Below are 19,873 nucleotides of genomic sequence, written 5' to 3'. Positions count from 1 at the left end.
CTAGGCTTTGGGCCTCTCGGGATCGAGTGATCGTTACCCTGCCCTCCGCGCTGCCGGTGTGGCTCCGGGGCGGGACAACGGCATGCACGCGCTACGGCACTTTTACGCGTCGGTCCTCCTGGACGCGGGGGAGTGCATCAAGGCCTTGAGCGAGTATCTGGGACACCATGATCCCGGCTTCACGTTGCGGACCTATACCCACCTGATGCCGGCCAGCGCCACCCATACTCGGGCTGCTGTGGATGCTGTCTTCGGGGACGCCCCGGCTACCGGTGACGGCACCGAGACGGCCCAAGAGACCTCATAGGGTGCTGACCTGCGGAATTCTCAGTAGCCGAAGGCCGAAGTTCTGGGCGGTGCGCGCGGTGTCGGTTACCTTGCCCTGTGTCCAGCGCAGCGCGGCGGTGGCGCACGACGTGCCGTGGTACGCGACGTCTTCGGCGGTGCCGTCCTCGTTCCCGTCGGCGTCCAGCGGCATGAGTGCGACGGTGCGCTTGAGTCCGCGGCGCTCGCAGCGGCCGCACGCGTCGAAGTTGTCGACGATGCCTTTGATCTTCCGCTTCGGGGTGCTCATGAATGGCCTTCCGTGGGGGGTGGGTGGTGTGGTGAGCTGCTGGCCATTGGCCGGCGCGGCGTGGGCGAGGTCTGTTTGGCGTGCGGTCTGTTCCGCGGACGCGGCGCGCTGCCACGATGCGGCAGGGGCCGGCGGGGAGCGCTCCGCGCTCCTGATGTCGGGTGGGCGCTCCGCGTTCGGGGCCGCGTGCGGCCGCTGCTGGCCGGTGGGGGCCGGGCGGGCACCCTGGGGTGGGAGTTGGGGTGCCCGCCCGGCGGTCAGGGGGTCAGAGCGTGGTGAGGGCGAATGCCTTCTCCATCAGGTCGTTCGCCACTTTGCTGATCCGGTCTTGCCATTCGCGTACGGCCTGCCAGGCAGGCCGCCCCTGCAGCCGGCAGCACTAGCAACGCAAAGGCCCAGGCAAACGGCGCGAGTTGACCAGTCACCGCAGCTGACACTGCGCTGAACAGGGCCGAGGCCAGCGCTAGGACCACCGTTTGGCCGAGGTTTTGTGAAGTCTGCATCGCGCCGCTCGCATACCCTTGCCTGCCGATCGGGGCGTGCGTGAGGGATAGCAGGGTCAGCGATGGCGCCGAAAGACCCATGCCGACAGCGGCCAGCACCATCGAGAACACCGCCGCGGCTGCGGGCACCGCAGGCAGGGTGCACAGTGCGGCCAGCACTACCGCGGCCACCATCACTCCGGCCCCCACGGCGACGAGCCGGTGCCGTGGCCCCCGGTCCTGCAGGCGTCCCTGTACCCAGGACGCCCCAGCCCAGGCGAGCGCGGCCCCGGTGAACGCAAGTCCCGTCACCACGCCCGGCACCCGTCGCGCCGTACTGAGCATCAGCGGTACGAACGCCTCGAGCGTGAAGTACGTGCCCGAGGTCAAGGCCCGCAATAGCACTGTGGCAGGCAGCCCGCGCCTGGCCCGCCAGGTGCGCGGTGGCAACAGCCGAGGTGCGAACACCACGAGCAATGCCAGACCGGCCGCCGTGCACAGCGCGTGTAGTACGTCCCAGGCCGAGACGCCGTACTGCGTGAGTGCCGCTGCCACGCTCACCGCGGCTGCGGCGGGCAGGGCGGGCTGCCGCACGGGCTCCTCGGTCCCCTGCGAAGTTCCGGCCTGCGCCGCGGGCCCGCGAAGTAGGAGCACTGCGACAACCGCGGGAAGCAGAGTGAGGCCGGCGAGGCCGAAGAACACTGTTCGCCAGGACCACCACGCGGCTACGAGTCCGGCGAGGGGCGGTCCGGCCAGTGACGGCACGATCCAGCAGGCGCTCATCAGGGCCAGGGCGCGGGCGCGTATGTGTTCCGGGTAGGACTGGCCGATGGCCACGTTGACAGACACCGCCACCAGTCCCGCCGCGATGCCGTCTGCGAAACGCCCGAGGGCCAGCTGGCAGATGGTGGTGCTGGTTGCGGAGACAAACAGCGTTACGACGGTCAGGACCACCCCGGCCGTCAGGGGCCACCGGGCTCCCGCACGGTCCGCCCACGCCCCGCCGAGTACCCCGCCGAGCAGGCTCGCGGCGACAAATGCCCCTGCCACCAGCGGATACAGAACGACCCCGTCAAGGTCCCTTGCGGCCAACGGCAGCAAGGGCATCACCGCCAGCGCGGCGAACCCGGTCAGGAACATCACCGCCGCGAAACTGGCGGTGGCGGCCAGATACCTGCGGGAGAACAGCCCAGGCGGAGGAGCAGATGCGACGGGTGCGGGGCGGCGGGTCACGGGCAGCAAGCTATGTGGGCAACTCTGGCCAGAGCCAGTGTTTTTGATTCCTACCGGCTTGATTTCAGACGCCGCCAGCAGATGAGTGCGCATCAGAGGGTGAGAAGCTGTGTCTGAGGCCTGCATGACAAGCCAGTCGCACGGCGGTTCCGTCGTGCGACTGGCTTGTCATGCTGCGGAGCGGGGGAGGTCGATGGACCGACTTTCCTCTATGACTTGGTAGCCAGCGCTCGTGTAGAGGTTCATCGCTACCTCGTTGCCGCCCCACACGGTGAACATCAGCGTTGAGTCGCCGGCTGCGAGCGTTGCCTGTTCGCCGGCCGCCATCGCGGCCCGTCCGTAGCCTTTGCCGCGGTGCTGGTCCTGGATGTACAGCGAGTAGCCGTAGGTGACCTCCGGGAGGTGCCCGTGCTTCAGCCAGCCGGTGCCGATCTGCTCGCCCACCGCTTCGAGCACCAGGAACGTGTTGCCGGGCGTCGCCAGGCCCTCGGGAATCAGCTTCGCGAAGTCTTGGTCGGACTTGCGTACGGCCTCCTCGGGGCTCAGGGCTCCTGCCCGGACGATGTCGCCGACGTAGGCGGCCTTCTCGGAGGTGAGCCACTCGGGATATTCGGCGGGTGTCATCGGCCGTGCGGTGACTCCATCGAGTGGTTCCGGCGGGGAACTGACGCGCCGTGCCCTGAGCTGGCCCCGGACGCCGTAACCGTTGAACAGTTCACCGGCGGGCTCGGTGAGCCGTATGTCCAGTCGGCGTGCACCGCGCTGCGCGCACCACGCCTCGGCCCAGTCCCGGGCGGCCTGTTCGTGTCCCCGGCCGGCGTGGAGCGCGTCGACGTGGAGGTCGCCGATGCGGCCCGCGAACGCGCCGTTGTCGTCAGTCACGACCACGGCCTCGTATCCCACTCGGGTCCCGGCGGCCGTGATCTCGGCGACGGTCCAGTCTCCGATGCTGGCGCGTGCATCCTCAAGCATGCGCTCCACGGTGGCCGCAGCGAGCCCGGCCACTGTGTACGAGGTGCGTAGCCGCCGCTCGAAGTCCTTCTGCCATTCCATGCTGTCATCAAGGATGCTGAATTCTGTCACCTGATCACACTAGTGATGTTGTCGCCTGGCCCGGAGATTTCGGTGTCCTACGCCAGCGCTCGGCTACTTCCTGCGGGGCTACCGGCAACTGGTCGTTCTCGACAGGGCGGCATGCTCCTGGCGGTGCCCCGTATCACTGCCATTGAATGATCAGAAGCCGAGCGAACTCCCTGGTGGATTCCGCCCTAGTTGTCCGAGCCCGCAGCCGACGGCGGTACCTCGACGACGAAGAACAAGAAGCAGGTTTTGGCCGAAAGGTCATGGAAGCCGTCGGGGAACAGTTCACGGGCGGCCGGGTCGGGCTGCGGCTCGCTGATGGCGGAAAGACGGGAGCCGGCGCCGGCGAAGTAGCTATTCAGCGGGGTTGAGCGGTTCGGTCAGGCTGCTGCGGTGCCGGGTGTGAGGGCGCGCGGGATCCACGCTCCGGTAGTGAAGAGGCGCTTGAGTGCGTCGTAGCGGCTGATGCCCCACTTGGCCGCGGTCGACAGGTACGACTGGGTGATCGCGAAGTCGGCCAGTCCTTGGAGGGTTCGCCAGCAGCCTCCGGAGGAGCGTTGCTGGACCTTGGCGGGTCTGATGTCGCGTTCCGCCTGGTTGTTGGTGAAGGGGACGGCGAGGTCGGTGGTGAAGCGGAGGATGACGTCGCGGTGTTCCTCGAAGCGCTTGGCCAGGGTGCGGGCGTGCCGGGCAAGTTCGGTGTTCTTGCTCCGGTTGTCCTGGCGGGAGCGGGCCAGTGCTCCGGTGTAGAGCCGGTGGAGGGTGCGCAGTTCCTCGGCGGTGAGTTCCTCACACCCCGCGTCGCGGGCGGCGGACGCGAGACGGTTGGCTTCCAGGAGGGTGTCGGCCATGGCGCGGGCCCACAACTGGCCGTCCGGGTCGGCCTCGTGGATTCCACGCAGGTCACGCAGCAGGTGTGCGCCGCACCAGGCGTGCAGCACATGATCGAGGTGGGTGTAGCCCGCGTAGCCGTCGCGGACCAGGACGCCGCTCAGGTGCGGCAGGACGTCTCCGGCATCGATCGTGGCGGCCGAGCGGTCGCCGGTGTGCATCAGGGTGAGGTGCGCGGTGGAGGCCACGTGCAGGAAGACGGTCTTGGCCCGGGCGCGGGTGAAGGTCTCATCGGCGTGCACGACGGGAGCGCGGGCCAGCAGGGCCCGCACCGCGGGCAGGAAGGTGTCTTCCAGCAGGCGGGAGGCCTTGGAGCGCAGGCCGGCGGCGAAGCCGGTGGAGACTTTCATCCCGCACAGTTCCATCACCAGCAGTGTCGAGCAATACACCGGGATGTGGTGGCCCAGCACCGCGTCCGCGACCTTCGTGGTGATGCCGGGACCGTATTGGGCCGCCGATTCCACTCCGGCGGGGAAAGAGCCGATGGCTTTCTTCCCGCACCCGGGACAGCGCTTGATGTCGGCGGCGTACTCGATGACCTGCGGCGGAGGCGGCTCGGCCAGGTCGAAGACCTGACGGCGGCGCACCACGGACACCGGCACCTCGGTCAGGGACGCGTCACAGCCGGTGCAGGCGGACGGGGCCGGAATGGCGATCCGCTCGTCCGGATCGTCGACCTGCCGCAAGGTGGTGCCCGGATCGCCGGGCTGCTTGCCCGGCTTGCGTCCCGAGCGGGTGCGAGAGGACCCGCCGCGGGGCCGTTTGCCCGGCCCGTCCGAGGACGGCGGCTTCGAGGAAGTCGAGGAGTCCTTCGACAGCCGCAGCACCAGTGCCTGCACCTGCGCGGTCAGCTCGGCGATCTGGACCAGCAGCAGATCGATCCGCTCGTCCTTCGCCGCCGCCTCGGCCCGGGCAGCCGCCAACTCGCCGCGTACAGCGGCCAACTCGGCGAAAAGTTCCCTCGCGGACCAGTCGGCATCCCCCACACCGACACTCTAACGATCACGCCACCCGGCCATCGAACCGGCCGCACCCTGCTGAATAGCTACCCGGCGAAGGCATCGATCATCGCGTGCAACGACTTGCGCCAGAACCTCATCGGGACAGACTGCCCGTTGAACGTCCAGTCGAATGTATAGCTGGTGGTTGCAAAGTAGTCGGGCCGAGGATCCTGGATCGCATAGGCCACAAAGGGTGGTCCACCGACGCGATCAGCCGACCGCCGGGCCTGAGCACTCGCCGCAACTCGGCCAGCGTCGGCCCCCAGTCCTCCAGGTAGTGCAGCACCAGCGACGCGACGACGTCGTCGAACGCGCCGTCGTCAAACGGCAGGCGGTCGCGTAGGTAGACCACGTGCAGGGCTCCGTCGTCACCGAGCCGCCGCCCGGCCAGCGCCAGCATCCCGGCGCTGGCGTCGATGCCGGTGACGGCGGCACCGTGGTCACGCAATGCGCACTCAGGAGGCCTGAGCCGCACCCGGCGTCCAGGATCCGATGGCCGGTCACGTCTCCGGCGAGGGCTAACATCGCAGGCCGCTCGTAGTACGCGTTCACGAGGTTGCTCTCGTTCTCCGCCGCGTACGCCTCGGCAAAACTGTCGTAGTCATTCGCGTGGGCCGGAGTTGCAGGCACGGCAAGACCCTCGGGCACGTCGGTCATGCGTTCCATCGTCGCAGCCTAGTAGTCACATGATCCGCCGGACAGACGCTTGACCGCACGTCGCGGTCTAGCCGCGCCTCGCTCGTGTAGTACTCGTTCTGCGTCCTGGAGCACCTGCACCGCTCGCTGCGCCGGCGGGACGTGTTCGCCAAGGACGGCGACCGCTGGGGCGACCCCCGGGCGAAGCTGCTGGCCGGAGAGAAGTGGACGGCCGCCGAGCCGAAGGTGCTCACCGCGCTCGGCCTGGAGTGCGAGCCAGCCGGACACCTCGCCGAACTCGCCTCCGCCCGGCACGCCGCGTCCGTCCAGGTCGCCGCTGGACCGCCGGACAACAGCGCGCTGGAGGTCGTGGGCGGGAGACGGAAGCTGGCCAGGCTCGGCAAGGCTGAGGAACCCAAGTTCATGCCGCCGTTCAGGCAGCTGGTCAACGGCATGTTGTGCGGCATCTCGTTGACCCGAGGCCGGCTGGATCGTCACCGCACCAACAGAGGCGGCGATCCAGGCGGGCCAATCGTGGACGCGCGCCTCGCGAGGCGAAGGAGGGTGCCTATCGGATTGCTCTGTCTTGGATCTAGAGGATCGGTGTGGTATTTCAGAGTTCCGCGACTGCCTCCCGCAGGTACATCTCCAGCCGCCTGATCGATGCGGTCACGCCTCTCGTATCGAGCCGGCAGGTGTAGAGACGACGGACGGGTGTGGGCTGCCGGATAGGCAGAACCACGACGCTCGGCGGAGCATCCAGCAGCAACAACCGCGGCAGCAGCGCGACGCCGAGACCCGCCGCGACGAGATTGAGTGCAGTGCGGAAGTCCATGCCATCGAAGTCCAAACGATGTCCGCTTCCCCGTTCGCCGTCGAGGGGTGACGCTGCCAAGTCGCGGACGTCGACCGCGGTGTTGATCCATGCGTCCGACGGCAGGTCGGCTGGGGTGACACTGTCAGCTCCGGCCAGGGGATGACCGACGGGAAGGACGACCATGATCGGATCGTCCATGAGGTGCTCTTGCATGAGCCCGGCGGGCACTGGCCCGGGAGCGTGTTCGTAGTCGAAGGTGATGGCCAGGTCGATCTCTCCCCGGAACAGCAGCGCATGCGTTTCGCGCTGCTCAAGTTCACGGAGTGTGATGTGAACTGCCGGATGGGTCGCACGCAGGCGTGCGAGCGCGGGAGGGACGATGGAGGCTGCCGCCGAGATGAACGCGCCGAGCCGCACCTCGCCGCCGGTTCCGTCCGCGAGCGCCGCGAGCTCGGTGGCAGCGCGACTCATCGACCCGCTGATCGCGGCCTCGGTGTCGAGGAGGACCTGCCCGGCCTCGGTCGCACGGACGGGCCGCCGGACCACGACTCGCGCACCGACCCGTCGTTCCAGTTCCGCAACCTGCTGCGAGACCGCGGACTGGGTGTAGCCCAGCTCCTCTGCGGCAGCGGCGAACGAGCCGAGCCGCACGACAGCCGCAAGGGTCACCAGATGCCGCGGATCGAACAGCCAAGACATGGAGTTAAGGATAGCTTATCGACCAAGAAGAGATCATTGCTTGTGCTAATCCAGAGGCGTGGCCGACGCTAGACGCATGGACTTCACGCAATTCGACACCGCGATCAACAAACTCCCCCGATGCCGGGTCGGGTTCTACCCCACTCCGTTCCACGCCTTGTCCAACCTGTCGGCGGCGTACGGGATCAACCTCTTCATGAAGCGCGAGGACCTGGCAGGACCTAGTGCGATCAGCGGGAGCAAGATGCGCCTGGCCGAGTTCATCCTGGGGCGGGCCCTCGAGAACGGAGTGACACACGTCATCACCCAGGGCGCATACCTGACCAACTCGGGTCTGCAGTTCGCCGCCGCCTGCCTGAACGTAGGAATCACGCCGATCCTGGTTCTGACGCGGAATGTGCCCCGGCATGGTGAGCTCGGCGAGTTCCGCGGCAACTATCTGCTCAACAAGACGATGGGTGTCGAAACCCACGTCATCAACGTCAGCGGCAACGAATGGCATTCTCCGGACGAGGCCGCGCGGATCACCGACGCCATCGCCGCGCGCAAGGCCGAACTTGAAGCGCAGGGGCACAAGGTCCTCGTCGTCGGAACCGGTGGTGCGCACCCCGACGGCTTCATCGCACACGCCCTGACGTTCCGGGAGATGCTTGAACAGTCCGATGCCGCAGGGGTCGAGCTCAACTACATTTACCACACGATCGGCACCGGGACCGCGCTGCCGGGGATGCTGGCAGCCAAGCTGAGTCTGGGACACGCGGTGAAGCTCCGGTCGATCTCTATCCAGAAGGTCAACGACGGAGACCGGATGAACCCCGCCGTGATTGTCGAACGGACCAAAGCGGTGCTGGCCACCTTGGACGCGCCCGTACCCGACGACGCGACGATCCGCGCCGAGATCGACATCGACCAGCGCTTCATCGGCGAGGACTACGCCGTCGCGTCCGCCGAAAGCACAGCAGCCATCCGCGAGCTGGCCCGAGCAGAGGGCGTCTTCGTCGGCCCCGTCTACACCGGCAAGGGACTCGCAGGATTGCTCGACCACGCCCGCAGCGGGCGGATCCCCGTCGACAGCAACGTCGCGTTCCTGCACACCGGAGACGCCGGCAACCTGTTCGAAATTCCCCAAGTCGTCGGCCACATCGCCGACTGAGCCCGCAGCCTATCAGCCACGATCTGCAGTGTCGGATGTGAACGCCGCCCTGGCCAAGGTCACCGTCACCGGGGAGACCGGGGCGGTGATCACGTAGAGATGACGTGCTCAACCTTCTCGGGCTTGGTGTGCAGTTCCCAGTACCCCTGGGCGATGTCGTCCGCGGAGCGGTGCGGGACCCTTCCGGCGTACGGTCGCCGTGCAAGTACTGGGTGCCTGCCCGTGCTCAGCGCCAGGAACACCGCCACGTCATTTCCCTCGGGGTTGCCCGGAGTGCGAGCCCGGAAGCGCGATGACGCCCAGCTTAGCTGGCATGCGCCGGTAGTCGATGAGTGCGCGACAGGTGTCGCGGGATCGAGGCGGTGGCTGCCTGATGCTGTTCTTCGAGAGCCTCCTGGCACATCTGACCGGCGACTTCTGGGGTCCAGTCGGACTGGATGGCGACGGAGGAGGTCAACGTCCTTACCCGCGCCGAAGTCTCCCGGTGACAGACAATCACCAACGCCGCTGCATTTGGATCTTGAGGTGCTGGTCAAGGAGTGCGGGAGGGAGGCAACTGGACTCCCGAGAGGGCATTTGATCTAGGCAGATCCCCCTTTCCGTCCTAGTAGGTTCCTCGCGATGCCCCGACCTCGGGCCGAAAGCCGGGGCATCATGACAGTCGGCACCCAACGACACCGAGGAGGTGCAGTGCAGTGACGCAAGGCTTGAAGTGGATTGGGCAGCACACATTCGATAAACCGGCGGCTGACGGAATGCTCGAGCTCATCACCCGCGAGGCGCAGCAACCCACCCTGGCGGAAACGGCCGAACGCACCCAGCGGTACGCCCGAGCCCTACGCGAGGAGCATACTTCCCAGTGACCGTCAATGTTGACCTGCCCGACCACATACGCGCGCGCTGCACCGAGCTCGGTGACGGTGTCCTGTACGCGGTCAAGACCTTGGCCCTGCAGCTGGCCGACGATCCATGCCTGGGCGAGCGCGCCGGCAGGCTCGGCCTGTACACGGCGACGATCGACAGCGACACCTTCGATGCGTGCCCACCCCTGATCGTGCGCTACGCCTACGGTCCGCCCCTGCTGGACGTAGACCGGATCGAGATCCGAGACATCGAGGCGACCGGGCCACTCCCCGACGCCGGCGACGAGCAGGCCCCCGCGGCCGTGCCGGATCCCCGCATGCAGCAGATCGCCGCGCGACAGGTGACCGAGGCATGGCGGCGGATCACCAGCTGGCTTGAGCAGCACGCGCCCGCTACCCATGCGGCGCTGCTGCCCGGCGCGTCCACGTACGAGATCGCCGCGCTGGAGCAGGCACTTGGGGTACGTGTACCCGTGGAGCTGCGGGCGTTGTGGCTGCTGTGCGCGGGGGGCAAGGACACCCCGGGGGCGGGTGTGATGCCCGACTACGGCTGGGCGTTGATGCCGCTGGGCACGGTGGCCACGTCCTACCGGTGGCATAGGGAAAACCAGCGGGAGCTAGGCGTCGGGTGGGGCGTTGAAGACGCGATGGTATGGAAGCCGTCATGGATTCCGTTCTGCTCATGGTCGGTGACCGACACCAGCATTGGCCTGTTCATCGACGCCGAGACGGGCAAGGTCGGGCACTGGGACGACACGACCGTGCGCACTGTCGGTGACCAGTCGTTGAGCATGCTGCTGGAGGAGACGGCCGACAACCTGGAGAACCCGCAGCTGGCCACCGGCTACCTGCCGGGGCTGATCGGCGGCAGGCTGGTGTGGGGGCCGCCGCTCGCCGCGGATGAGGCTGCCCTGTGGGAGCGGTTCACCGGCTGACGTACGGGAACGCGGAAGAGGGTGAACAGGTGATGACCTGCCCACCCCCTTCTTTTGCCCTGTTCGAGGGCTAGGCGGTGCTAGACCTTACGCCAGATGCAGGTCGTCGCCGTCCCCGAGCAGTGGTTGAAGCCGGGGGTGTCGACGAAGAACCCGTCATCGTCCAGCAGCCGCCACACGCTGGGCCGGAGCTTGCTGAACGCGCCCTGGTTCTGCGCGGAGTCGATCGCCGCCCGTCCGCAGCGTTCGGTGCCGGTGGGGCCGTTGGTCGCGGTGCGGGTGTCGGCGAACAGACCGAACGACGTCGACCCGTCACCGACGCCGTTGAACGCCCAGTCCGTGTACAGCTGGGCGCACTTGCTGCCGTCGGTGACCTGGTTGACGCCGCCAGGGAATCCGCCGCTCTCGTGGGTGGACGCGGGGGCGTACTCGTCGCAGTCGGTGCTGCCCACGATCGGGTCGGCGGGGTGCTTGGTCCACGTGGACGGGCACACCACCTTGCGGCTGTCGTCCGAGGACCAGGCCGCGCCGGTGGACGGGTTCTTCACCATGGTGTCCGGGCCGAGGTAGTGGAGCAGGCTGTCCCACTTCTTCGATCCGGCGTGGTCGGGCATGCGTTCCTGCATGACCCAGTAGTAGGCGCCGGCTGCCGGGTAGAGGTTGGTGTCGACGGTGAACGTCGGCTTGAAGAACGGGAACACGCAGCCCGGTGTGACTGCGCCACGGGTGATGTCGTCGCAGCGGGGGGCCAGTTCGCGTACCGCGCTGATGCCGCTGCTGCCGAAGTCGGCCGTGGAGTCGACGGAGTTGCTGGCGTCGACGCTGGCGGTGATTGACCAGTCCAGGTCGATCTGCTCCTTGCCCGTGCCGGTCCACCGGGTCACGACGGTGCCCCACCGGCCGGAATAGTCGCTGGTCGGGTCGTACGTCCAGTGCGCGCCCACGGTCGGGTTGCCGCCGTCGTCGGTCCACTGGATCGGCGCGACGTCACACGACGAGCAGGACGAGGCGACATTCCACTTCATCGTGACGCCCTCGAGGGCGGGGTCGATGTAGGTGGGGATGATGACCAACTGCTGGTCGAACTCAGCGAAGTCGCTGCCGCTCTCCGACTTGTTACGGTACGTCTTCATGCGCTGCTCGAACAGGAACGTGCCGCGCCCAATGGCCGGCTTCTCCGGGTCTGAGTCGAAGAACCACAGCTCGCCCTCGCCCAGGTCCTTCAGGCAGGCTTCGGTGCGGTTCATGTAGTCCAGGCCGTCAGCGGCGTTGGTGCACCAGTCGACCAGGTCCACCGCGTCATTGCCGCCCGGAGTCGGGGACCCCGCCAAAGCCTCAGCAGAGGCATCAGTGAAAGTCTGCGTCGTCTCCCTGGTCTTGCCGGGCTTGGGCGCCTTGGACCGCTTCGCCTTGTCCATGGTGCTCTTGCCGAGCGTGAAGCACACCCGCCGGTCCTGCTTGTCCGGCTTGGAACAGTCGTCCTCGGCGAAGTCCGACAGGGTCGGCTCCGACGTCGCGGACAGCGGAGCGCCGGTGGCGGTGGCGGACCCGTCCGGATCCATGCGGGTGAACTCCACCGTTGTCTGCGCCACCGGGTCGATCCCCGACGTCGACTGCGCCACCGGGAACGTCGCGTACGGCTCGATGGTGAACTTCGTCCACGGCGACCAGGTCGTCTCGTACAGGCTGCCGTCGAAGGCGTTGGTGTGGAACATGTACTGCGTGCGAGGCTTGAGGACCCCGTAGTCGACCTTGACGCTGGCCAGCGACCCCGACGCCACATACGGCGACACCAAGACACCATAGGGGTTGGCGTCGGTCAGCTTGACCTTGGTGCCCGGGGTGCCGTCCGCCTTGACGGTCCACACCTCGAACGTCAGCGTCGACTTGTCCCCGTCAGCGTCGGTCACCGTGTTACGCAGCACGGCCTCCGGAGCGATCACCCGCCACTGAGTGCCCGACTTGGTGAACCTCGGCCCAGCCGACGGGGCCGTGCCCGACACCGGACGACCCAGCCATGATCGACATTTGTGCTTCCGGGCCGTGGACCTTCGGCGGCGCGGCCAGCGGATCAGGCTCGGCAGCTAAAGCGGGTGACGCCCCGGCCAGAACAGCGAGGACGGCGCCGGCTGCCATGCAGCGCAGCGCCGTCGATAGGCGTGTGCGTCTCAACTATCCCCCTTGAAGGGTACGGATGTTCGACGCAAACCCCACCACGCGCAACTCCCGTGGGACAGAGGTGAATTCGCCACTCTGTACACGCAGTGTTCGTATGTCACTGACCAACGATCTCCCGGCACCGATTACCACCACGACCAGCTTGAGTACCCCAGCCGGACCCCACGCCAGCCCCGTGAGCGGCGACTCCAAGATTGAATCAACTCACTGTGCACCCGGCGATCAACGCGGCCGCCCTGGCGTGTGTGGGTGTCGGTGATGGAGCGGTCAGCGGTTGACCTGGGCCATCAGCTCGCGGTTGGCCGCCCGTGCTGCGGTGAGGTCCTCGTCCCGTTCGGCAAGTTCCGCGCGGAGGTCGAGGATCTGCTGTTCCAGCTCGGTGACCCGGCGGGTGAGCGTTTCGACGTCTGCCGGGGCGCCGAGGCCGGAGGCTTCCCAGGCCGCCTGTCCGAGCGCCTCGGAGAGGCGCCGTTCGAGCCGGGCGATGTGCGCGGACAGGCGGCTGTTGCGGGCCGTGAGGTTCGCGACGTCAGCCAGCAGGGACTGGCGGCTGACCTGCGTGCCCGCCGCTGCGCCGGGCGAGGGCTCGGCCGCGCGGGCGAGAACGGCCGTGTGCAGGTCGTCGTGACGGTGGATCAGGCTGCGGTGAACGCCGGCGGCGCGGGCGACTGCGGAGACGCTGATCGCCTCGCCGCTGGCGGCGAGCTGGTCGAGGGCCTTGAGGGCTCGGGACCTGCGGCGTTCGGAGTCCGCGGCCCGCGCTTTGGCCAGGTGGTCCGGTGATGTGGTCATGCGTCGCGCTCCAGCCGCAGGTTCGGCCCCGGGGCCCGGATGCCGGGCATGCCGAGGGAGAACGTGCGGGTCTTGCGCAGGGTCCGGGTGGCCTCCTTGATCTGCTCGCGTTCGTCGTCAGTGAGTCCTTCGAGGTCGGTCTCGACGCGGCGGATCAGGGTGCGGATGCGCTTGATCTCCTCTTCGGACGGGGTCGATTCGGTGCGGGCCCAGTCATCCAACTCTGTTGCTGCGGCGAGGCGTTCGCGGTTCCGTCTGAGAGTGTCGAGGTAGGCCCTCAGCTCCGGCAAGTACGACGGGTCGGTGCGGAAGTGATCGCAGCCGACGCAGCGGAATCGGAACGGGCAGCCGTGGCCGTCGGCCTTGACGTTGGTCGGCTCGACGCAGATGCCGTAGGGGACGGAGACCTGGCCGATCCGCAGGCGGGCGTGTTCGTGCTCCAGGAGCTGGCGGACCTGGGTCCAGATCCGGTTGCCGTGTCGGTCGAACTGGTGCGAGACGGGCTTGTCGACCGCGGCCCTGGTCCGTTTCTCGGTCACCCGATAGTAGGTTTGTGTAGTTTGAAACGATCTATGACCCATGAGCTCGCGGAGAACGTCGGGCAGGGTTCCGGCGTCCGCGTGCCGTTGCGCGTAGGAGTGCCGGTAGGAGTAGGGAACGACTTCCAGCTTGGGGAACTCGGTGCCGTCGGCGAGAAGCAGGGGCGGCATGGCGTTGACCCAGCGGCGGTGGACGTTGCCGATGTGCTGCATGCAGAACGGCTGGGTGCCCCCGAGTTCTGCCGGGGCCGGGGGAAGAGGACCAGCTTGGTCAGGTCGGTGTCCGGGAAGCGGGCGCGGACGGACTTCTTCTGCCTGACGATGATCTCGGCGGTGGAGTCCGGGATCGGCAGGCGGCAGCCGGTGCGGTTGTTCTTGAAGTCGCTGTAGACGAGTACGGACTTGCCGTGCTCGTCGGTCTCCAGGCAGTTCCAGGGCAGGCAGCCGATCTCGTCGGGACGCCGTCCGGTGTCCACGAGGATCTCGATCGCGTTGCGCATGTCGTCGCTGCCGTCGCGGATCTGGTCCAGGGTGGGCAGCCGCTCGCAGAGCTGTGTGAGGATCTCCCTCGGCAGGGCCCGGCCCGGTCCCTCTTCGGTGATGACCGGCGGCATGTCGTGCCTGCGCAGCGCGAAGTCGTCGGGGAGGTCGGCGAGGATCTCACCGGGGCGGGTCAGGCCCATGTCGCGGATCTCGCGCAGGAACCGGCCGGCGAACCGGGAGACCGTCGTGCGGCGGAAAGAGCTGATCTCGCCAATGTGTTCCAGGTGCGCGACGTACTGGGTGAACGCCTCAATGTCACTGCGGCCGAGTGCGGCTATGTTCTCCCCGCGGTCCTCGCGGGAGCGGACCAGGCTCTGCGAGAGGAAGCGGACGCAGAGGATCATCTCGGAGAGGCTGTTGGGGATGTTCTTGCCGTAGCGGCGGGGAATCTCGTCCAGCACCCACGTCTTGCAGGCCCGCCGCATCCACTCCTGGTGCAGCGGGGTGAAGTCCATCCTTCGCCACTGGACCAGGCCGAAGGCGGCCATGTTCCAGACGTCCTTGATCTGCTCCAGTTCCGGGGTGGAAACAGCCGCCGCGATCGTGCGGCGCATGGCGTTGGCCATGCCGCTCAGGTGCGTGTTGCGGCGGACCTGGACGTCGTCGAACTGCTCGACGCGCTGCTCGCGCAGGTGCTGGACGATGCCCCGCAGCAGGATGGGCGGGCTCTTGATCTCGGCGTCCGTGCGGGCCTGGAGTGCGTAGAGGACCTCGGCGGTCACCAGAGCCGGCAGTCCGCGAAGGCTCACCGCGGTGGTTTGGGAAGTGCCAGGCCCGGTGCGGCACCACTGCTCGAAGTCGGCGCCGCAGGCCTGCGCATCCTTCCACCGCACCCAGTGCGGTGGGCAGCACAGGTTCGAGCCGTTCGCCCGGTGCCGGTGGCAGGCGTCCACCGAGCACAGGCCGAACCCCGGCAATGGCCGGACGAGCCGATGGGCGAAGAACTCCTTCAGAGGCGGGCGCCCCAGCTTCAAAAACAGCTCGCGGTGCCGCATGCACATCTGCGTCCTCGACGACGTCCAAGGGCGCTGGCACTTGGGGACTCCGCAGCCGCCCGAGGTGTTGCTGATCTGCTTCGGCTCGGTGGCCAGGAACTCCTCCGGTGTCTTGCCGCTCCGCTTCCAGCTGCTGCGGCAGGCCGAGCACAGACCCAGTTCCGTCCTGCGGGCGGCGGCCCAACAACCCTGGCGGGTGCAGATGTTCATGCCGAGGAAGGGGTGATCCGGTGACGGCCGCAGGATCTGGGACGTCTCGTCCCAGTTCAGCACCTCCAGCGTCTTGGGGCGGATCAGCTCACGCAGCCGCTCGGCGCGGGCAGGGAGCAGATCCGATGCCGGGGCGGGCACCAGTTGCAGGGGCGAGGTCATCCGTTCCTCCTCGGGGCGAGAGCACCCACCCGATCGACGGCGGCCCGCAGCCGCTGCGGGTCGGGATGCAGGTAGACCTGCGAGCTGGATGGGATGGCATGGCCGAGCAGGTCGGCGATCTCGTCCAGGACGGCGCCGGCGTCGGCGGCGTTGCTGGCGAATCCGTGCCGCAGGGCATGGGGGTGGACGCCTTCGGCCAGCCCCGCCCGGCGCGACAGCAGACCGAACAGGTCGTTCAAGGCCGCGGGCGGTATCGGCGCCCCGAGCGGCTGCCGGAACAGGTTCACCAGGACGAAGTCGCTGTCGCGTGCCTCGCGGCAGGCGTCCCGTTCGACGGCGTACTGGTCGTAAGCCTGGACCAGCAGGAAGTCGACGGGGACCGCGCGCGAGCGCCTCGACTTCGCCCAGGCGCCGTTGTCGTTGTCGCGGCGTACCACGTGCAGGTGGGAGCCGGGAATCCGGCAGCCCAGCCCGCTGGCGTCCAGGACGAAGTGGATGTCTTCCCGGCGCAGTCCGGCCCTGGCCAGGAGGAGCACGATGAACCGGTCCCGGGCGTTGCGGCAGGCCCGCAGCAGGGCCAGAACCTCCTCGTCCGTGGCGCGGCCGACCGGCTCGTCGGGCTCGGCGGCCCGGTGCCGTACCTTGGCGAAGCAGCGCAGGCCGCTGCCCTCGCCGCGGGCCTCGGGCGGCAGGTCGCGGTCGTCGGCGATCTCGTAGAGCTGGGACAGCACGAACATCGGCACCGTGCCCAACGTCGTGCCGTGCGCGAGGAATTCGCGTACCCCGGCGAGCACGGTGTTGATCCGGCGAGGCCCGCGGACCGGCTCGCTGCCGGGCCCGGCCACCACCTCGCTGTCGTCGCCGGGCGAGTGCCGCAGCCAGAACATGAAGCTGCCCAGCCGGCCCGCCGCCGTCGTCCAGTCGCGGCCGGTGCACCGGCACCAGGTCAGGTAGAGCACGACCGCCCCAGCGTACGTCCGCGTCGTCGACTCCGCCTGATCACGACCGAACCGTACGTGCCGCAAGAACTCATCCGCCGCCGGTACGGGCTCCAGGCGGTCCTCGTCCAGCACGGTCCAGTACCGCTGACCCGACGGCATGACCACACGAAAGGGCCGGAGACCTCCGGAGAACATGAACCACGCGCCTTCAACGACAACTACGACGTCCACGACACGGCGACGTGAAGCGTCATACACGGCACCCCACCTACGGGTGATGCGACAGTGCACGACGTCGTCACGAGCCAGAGAGAATGATCGAGGCTGCCACCTCGCTGCCGCCCATCGTCATCGCCGACCTGTTCGGCATCAGCCCCTCCACCGCGGAGTCCTGGACGAAATACGCCAACGACAGCTGGACCCAGTACCTAGCCGCCCGACAGTGACCACCGTGCGCGACGTCAAGCAGCACCGTTGCAACGGGCCGTGCCTGCGATCCTGCACGGCACCGGCCCGACGAGGAGCACGCCGAAGCCTGATACGCGCAGCATCTTCGTCCGGTGTTGATCAGCCCTCGTACGAGAGCTACGGGCCGACAGCGTCTCCATGTGGATTGCGGACGGAAAACTCGGACAGGGCCGCCTGGCGCAGGTGTTCTGCGAGCGCCGCGGTCGCCACCGACACCGCGCAGTCCTTGACGCCCCAGGCCAGCAGGTGGTGGCGGCGTGCCCAGGGCTCCTGCAGTTCGCACATGTCGAGACGCTGGTGGGGGTCGATGGCGCGGCGCGGTACGACGGCGAGCCCGGCGCCGGCAGCGGCAAGGGAGACCAGGACATTCAGGTCGGCGACAGTGGTGCGGTAGCGCACGACCGAGGCGTGGGGCCCGAGGCGTTTCTCGATCCAGCGGCGTAGCGAGGAGTCGGCATCTAGGCCGACGAGAGGGTGCTCGGCGACCTCACTGTAAGTCAACGCGGTCCGCCCGCTGAGGATTCCTCCGGCCTGACCGATCACGACGAGGGAGTCGTCGCCCAGAGGCTCCATGTGCAGGCCGCAGTCTCCGGCCTCGTTGTCGAGGACGACCCCCAGATCCGCCTCGCCGTCGGCGAGCATCCGAACAGTCTGTGGGGTGCGACTCTCGGACACCGTGACATCGGTATCCGGGTGGGTGCGAAGGAACGAAATCAGGGCCTGCGGCACGAGCCGGTGCATCGCGGAGCCCCCGCTCAGCAGGATCAGCGGAGCGGTCAGGGACCGGGTGTAGCTCGCGACGGCGCTTTCGAGCCGCGCGGTCTGGTCGAGTACGTCGCGAGCGTGGCGGGCCAGAGTCGTCCCCGCCGGCGTCGGCCGCACGCCCCGCCGGCCGCGGATCAGCAGCGCCACGCCGGCGTGGTGTTCCAGCGAGCGCACCCTGGCACTGGCCGAGGGCAGGCTCAGGTGCATGCGCTGAGCGCCCGCTGTGATCGACCCCTCCGTGACAATGTGGAGAAACAGACGCAGGTCATCCAGGTCATAACGCACCGACCCAGCCTATGGCGCAGCCTTAGGCAAGGTACGTCGATTCCGCATTGTGGAATCACTCGTCCACGGTGAAGCTCGACATGTGATCGAGTTTTCCCTTGTCCTGCTGGCCGGTGTCGCCGCCGGAGTCCTGAACGCCATTGGGGGCGGAGGGACGTTCGTCGCCCTGCCCGCTCTCGTCGCCTTCGGCCTGCCACCGGTAACGGCGAATGCGGTGTCGAGAGTCGCCCTTGTACCCGGCGCCGCGGCCAGTGCGTGGGTGTACCGGCGCGAGCTTGCCCCTGTCGGGCCTACCTCCACGATGGCGCTGACAGCGGTCAGTGCGGTCGGCGGCGGCGTCGGCGCCGGCTTGCTGCTGGTGCTGCCCGCATCGTCGTTCGATGTCGCGGTGCCGTGGCTGCTCGCCTTCGCCACCGTGATCCTCGCCTTCGGCCGCTACCTCTCGCGGGCGCTGAGCAGCGCACTGGGCCGCTCCGTCGATCTGAGCTCACGGGCCGTCCTGATCGGACAGTTCTTCCTCGCCGTGTACGGCGGGTACTTCGGCGGAGCCGTAGGCATCATGATGCTGGCCCTGTGGACCATCGGCCTCCGCCTCGACGCCGCGGCCGGCAACCCGATGCGGGTCACCCAAATCGCGGCCATCTATCTCAGCGCGACGGTCCTGTTCCTCATCGCCTCGGACGCGCTGAGCGCTCCGCTGCTCCTCACCGCCATGCTGGTCGGCGCGGTGGCCGGTGGCTTCGCCGGCGCCCACCTGACACGCCGTCTTCCCACCTGGCTGCTACGAGGCATCCTCCTGGCGACCACCGTGATCACAACCGTCCTGTACTTCCTACGCGGCTGACCACACCAGAAGTCGCAGCGATCACTGCCGTCATGGGAAGCGAGAGGCCGACCGACATGACCGAAAGCGGCACGGAAACCACCGCACCGTACACGGACGCAGCGCGAGCAAGGGTGGTGATGGCTTACGAAGCATGCGAACTGGCCAACCTCGCGCGTGCCGCGGTCCCGGTCGGCGAGCACGAGCTGGACCCCGACGGCACCACCCGCGCACCAGGCACTGTGCTTGCCGACGCCGCGCGAGTGCTTGCCGCCGCGCAGCGGTTCTTCGAGGCCGCCGCCGTGTTCGAGCGCGTGGCCGGCGCCGACTGGCTGCTCATCGGCAAGATCCTGAATGTGGCCCCCCACACCGCTCGAGTGCACTTCGCGATGGCAGAGGCCGCATTCCAACAAGAACTGTCCTCCCTCGAGGGAACTTCCTCGAGGGAAGCCGCCAGGGTGACCAGCCTGCGGGCCTACATGACCAGGGAACCTCTGGAAACCGCCCTCGACCTCGACGACTGGGTGCTGCGCCACCAGGACGGCGACGACGATCTCGGCACCGCACCCGTGTCCGGAGGCTTGGTTCGGAGGAAGCACCCCTGACTCGAAGAGAGACAGAAGTGGACATCGCCCTTGGGACTGATGGGCACGCTGCTGGCGCCGACCGAAGGCGAGGCTCACTGCGCGACACCCGTGGCATCCGACGCAGCTGCGGCGCTGCAGCCCCACCGTGGCCTGGCAGCCGACTCTCGCCTTTCCACCCCGTCCCCTGGAAAACCGCACCTTCCAAACAACGCCTCTTCACT

18 protein-coding genes and 3 pseudogenes are annotated in these 19,873 nt (G+C 68.0%); 7 read left to right on the top strand and 14 right to left on the bottom strand.

Annotated elements, in window-relative coordinates:
* Positions 1–37: 37 nt before the first annotated feature.
* Positions 38–307, top strand: a pseudogene (locus VXC91_RS31055) (site-specific integrase); the annotation flags it as partial.
* Here VXC91_RS31055 and VXC91_RS31050 read toward each other — a convergent pair.
* The 6 genes and pseudogenes from VXC91_RS31050 to VXC91_RS31025 all read right to left on the bottom strand — a co-directional run.
* The gene (locus tag VXC91_RS31050) at positions 302–574 is read right to left on the bottom strand and encodes a hypothetical protein (RefSeq protein WP_329510673.1); all 273 of its coding nucleotides are present in this window, start codon (positions 572–574) and stop codon (positions 302–304) included. The pseudogene VXC91_RS31055 and the gene VXC91_RS31050 sit on opposite strands and share 6 nt — an antisense overlap.
* Positions 575–831: 257 nt before the next feature.
* Positions 832–2,196, bottom strand: a complete 1,365-nt coding sequence (locus VXC91_RS31045; RefSeq protein ID WP_329510675.1) for an MFS transporter — start codon at positions 2,194–2,196, stop codon at positions 832–834.
* A gap of 261 nt (positions 2,197–2,457) precedes the next feature.
* On the bottom strand, positions 2,458–3,372 hold the full coding sequence (locus tag VXC91_RS31040; RefSeq protein WP_329510672.1) for a GNAT family N-acetyltransferase: 915 nt from the start codon (positions 3,370–3,372) through the stop codon (positions 2,458–2,460).
* 185 nt (positions 3,373–3,557) lie between these two features.
* Positions 3,558–3,719: pseudogene (locus VXC91_RS31035) on the bottom strand (SAM-dependent methyltransferase); the annotation flags it as partial.
* Positions 3,720–3,749: 30 nt separating this feature from the next.
* Complete coding sequence (tnpC, locus tag VXC91_RS31030; protein ID WP_329510674.1) at positions 3,750–5,204, bottom strand: IS66 family transposase; 1,455 nt, start codon at positions 5,202–5,204, stop codon at positions 3,750–3,752.
* Between the two features lie 110 nt (positions 5,205–5,314).
* Positions 5,315–5,927, bottom strand: a pseudogene (locus VXC91_RS31025) (class I SAM-dependent methyltransferase); the annotation flags it as partial.
* Between the two features lie 132 nt (positions 5,928–6,059).
* Here VXC91_RS31025 and VXC91_RS31020 point away from each other — a divergent pair.
* Positions 6,060–6,557 (top strand): hypothetical protein, encoded by a 498-nt coding sequence (locus tag VXC91_RS31020; RefSeq protein ID WP_329510671.1) that lies wholly within the window; start codon positions 6,060–6,062, stop codon positions 6,555–6,557.
* Here VXC91_RS31020 and VXC91_RS31015 read toward each other — a convergent pair.
* Positions 6,511–7,413, bottom strand: a complete 903-nt coding sequence (locus tag VXC91_RS31015; RefSeq protein WP_329510670.1) for a LysR family transcriptional regulator — start codon at positions 7,411–7,413, stop codon at positions 6,511–6,513. The two genes, VXC91_RS31020 and VXC91_RS31015, sit on opposite strands and share 47 nt — an antisense overlap.
* Positions 7,414–7,489: 76 nt before the next feature.
* On the opposite strand from VXC91_RS31015, the gene VXC91_RS31010 reads away from it, so the two are divergent.
* Positions 7,490–8,566, top strand: coding sequence for a 1-aminocyclopropane-1-carboxylate deaminase/D-cysteine desulfhydrase (locus VXC91_RS31010; protein ID WP_329510669.1), 1,077 nt, complete (start codon positions 7,490–7,492; stop codon positions 8,564–8,566).
* Positions 8,567–8,655: 89 nt separating this feature from the next.
* Here the strand turns inward: VXC91_RS31010 and VXC91_RS31005 are convergent, their stop codons facing one another.
* Positions 8,656–8,814 (bottom strand): hypothetical protein, encoded by a 159-nt coding sequence (locus VXC91_RS31005; protein WP_329510668.1) that lies wholly within the window; start codon positions 8,812–8,814, stop codon positions 8,656–8,658.
* A gap of 611 nt (positions 8,815–9,425) precedes the next feature.
* On the opposite strand from VXC91_RS31005, the gene VXC91_RS31000 reads away from it, so the two are divergent.
* Positions 9,426–10,364: an SMI1/KNR4 family protein gene (locus tag VXC91_RS31000; protein ID WP_329510667.1), complete on the top strand. Its 939-nt coding sequence runs from the start codon at positions 9,426–9,428 to the stop codon at positions 10,362–10,364.
* Positions 10,365–10,444: 80 nt separating this feature from the next.
* On the opposite strand, the gene VXC91_RS30995 is transcribed toward VXC91_RS31000, so the two are convergent.
* The 5 genes from VXC91_RS30995 to VXC91_RS30975 form a co-directional block, all read right to left on the bottom strand.
* Positions 10,445–12,307 (bottom strand): hypothetical protein, encoded by a 1,863-nt coding sequence (locus VXC91_RS30995; protein WP_329510666.1) that lies wholly within the window; start codon positions 12,305–12,307, stop codon positions 10,445–10,447.
* Between the two features lie 502 nt (positions 12,308–12,809).
* On the bottom strand, positions 12,810–13,334 hold the full coding sequence (locus VXC91_RS30990) for a DUF6262 family protein (protein ID WP_329510665.1): 525 nt from the start codon (positions 13,332–13,334) through the stop codon (positions 12,810–12,812).
* Positions 13,331–13,873 (bottom strand): TraB/GumN family protein, encoded by a 543-nt coding sequence (locus tag VXC91_RS30985; protein WP_329510664.1) that lies wholly within the window; start codon positions 13,871–13,873, stop codon positions 13,331–13,333. The genes VXC91_RS30990 and VXC91_RS30985 overlap by 4 nt, the downstream gene beginning before the upstream one ends.
* Positions 13,870–15,783, bottom strand: a complete 1,914-nt coding sequence (locus tag VXC91_RS30980; protein WP_329510663.1) for a hypothetical protein — start codon at positions 15,781–15,783, stop codon at positions 13,870–13,872. Before VXC91_RS30980 ends, VXC91_RS30985 begins: the two co-directional genes overlap by 4 nt.
* Positions 15,780–16,883 carry a tyrosine-type recombinase/integrase gene (locus VXC91_RS30975; protein WP_329510662.1) on the bottom strand — a complete coding sequence of 368 codons (1,104 nt, stop codon included), beginning with the start codon at positions 16,881–16,883 and terminating at the stop codon, positions 15,780–15,782. Before VXC91_RS30975 ends, VXC91_RS30980 begins: the two co-directional genes overlap by 4 nt.
* Before the next feature lie 155 nt (positions 16,884–17,038).
* Here VXC91_RS30975 and VXC91_RS30970 point away from each other — a divergent pair, with 155 nt between their 5' ends.
* Positions 17,039–17,170: a hypothetical protein gene (locus VXC91_RS30970; protein WP_329510661.1), complete on the top strand. Its 132-nt coding sequence runs from the start codon at positions 17,039–17,041 to the stop codon at positions 17,168–17,170.
* A gap of 139 nt (positions 17,171–17,309) precedes the next feature.
* Here VXC91_RS30970 and VXC91_RS30965 read toward each other — a convergent pair whose 3' ends face one another.
* Complete coding sequence (locus VXC91_RS30965) at positions 17,310–18,242, bottom strand: LysR family transcriptional regulator (RefSeq protein WP_329510660.1); 933 nt, start codon at positions 18,240–18,242, stop codon at positions 17,310–17,312.
* 82 nt (positions 18,243–18,324) lie between these two features.
* Between VXC91_RS30965 and VXC91_RS30960 the strand changes: the two genes are divergently transcribed.
* Entirely contained in the window at positions 18,325–19,086 is a 762-nt protein-coding gene (locus VXC91_RS30960) for a sulfite exporter TauE/SafE family protein (protein ID WP_329510659.1), read from the top strand.
* A 119-nt stretch (positions 19,087–19,205) separates the two neighbouring features.
* Positions 19,206–19,670 (top strand): hypothetical protein, encoded by a 465-nt coding sequence (locus VXC91_RS30955; RefSeq protein ID WP_329510658.1) that lies wholly within the window; start codon positions 19,206–19,208, stop codon positions 19,668–19,670.
* Positions 19,671–19,873 lie beyond the last annotated feature (203 nt).

The organism is Streptomyces chiangmaiensis (assembly GCF_036281785.1).
Lineage (GTDB): Bacteria > Actinomycetota > Actinomycetes > Streptomycetales > Streptomycetaceae > Streptomyces > Streptomyces chiangmaiensis.
Note: the sequence above shows the minus strand (reverse complement) of the source record. Positions and strands in the feature narration are given on the sequence as shown.

Excerpts from the sequence above, each read along its gene's own strand:
- VXC91_RS31015 (WP_329510670.1), bottom strand. The coding sequence starts at position 7,413 with ATGTCTTGGCTGTTCGATCCGCGGCATCTGGTGACCCTTGCGGCTGTC.
- VXC91_RS30955 (WP_329510658.1), top strand. The coding sequence starts at position 19,206 with ATGGCTTACGAAGCATGCGAACTGGCCAACCTCGCGCGTGCCGCGGTC.
- VXC91_RS30970 (WP_329510661.1), top strand. The coding sequence starts at position 17,039 with ATGATCGAGGCTGCCACCTCGCTGCCGCCCATCGTCATCGCCGACCTG.
- VXC91_RS31050 (WP_329510673.1), bottom strand. The coding sequence starts at position 574 with ATGAGCACCCCGAAGCGGAAGATCAAAGGCATCGTCGACAACTTCGAC.
- VXC91_RS30990 (WP_329510665.1), bottom strand. The coding sequence starts at position 13,334 with ATGACCACATCACCGGACCACCTGGCCAAAGCGCGGGCCGCGGACTCC.
- VXC91_RS31010 (WP_329510669.1), top strand. The coding sequence starts at position 7,490 with ATGGACTTCACGCAATTCGACACCGCGATCAACAAACTCCCCCGATGC.
- VXC91_RS31045 (WP_329510675.1), bottom strand. The coding sequence starts at position 2,196 with ATGTTCCTGACCGGGTTCGCCGCGCTGGCGGTGATGCCCTTGCTGCCG.
- VXC91_RS30975 (WP_329510662.1), bottom strand. The coding sequence starts at position 16,883 with ATGCCGTCGGGTCAGCGGTACTGGACCGTGCTGGACGAGGACCGCCTG.
- VXC91_RS30980 (WP_329510663.1), bottom strand. The coding sequence starts at position 15,783 with ATGACCTCGCCCCTGCAACTGGTGCCCGCCCCGGCATCGGATCTGCTC.